This is a genomic window from Pseudomonas sp. SIMBA_068, assembly GCF_046534705.1.
In the GTDB taxonomy this organism is placed as follows: domain Bacteria; phylum Pseudomonadota; class Gammaproteobacteria; order Pseudomonadales; family Pseudomonadaceae; genus Aquipseudomonas; species Aquipseudomonas putida.
In genome coordinates, this window is record NZ_JAWRYI010001894.1 from 1 (window position 1) to 229 (window position 229).

The 229-nt window shown below is 64.2% G+C and carries 1 protein-coding gene; it reads right to left on the reverse strand.

Annotated elements, in window-relative coordinates:
* On the reverse strand, positions 1 to 229 hold a 229-nt coding region (locus tag SB756_RS36355; RefSeq protein WP_410914108.1), incomplete at both ends, for a methyl-accepting chemotaxis protein.

The following is a 229-nucleotide window of genomic DNA, read 5'->3' on the forward strand; positions in this document are numbered from 1 at the left end:
GATCTGGTCCACCACCCGCACCACATTGCCGGAGGAGGTGCGGATATTGACGATGGCCTCGCCGGCCTGCTGGGCCTGTTCGACGCCGCTTTTCACCTGATTGACTCCGACGTCCATGCTGCTCACCGCTTCCCGGGTGCCCAGCTGGATCTTGTCGACCATCTCGGTGATCTCCTGGGTCGAATTGGCCGTGCGCTGGGCCAGCAGGCGCACTTCATCGGCGACCACG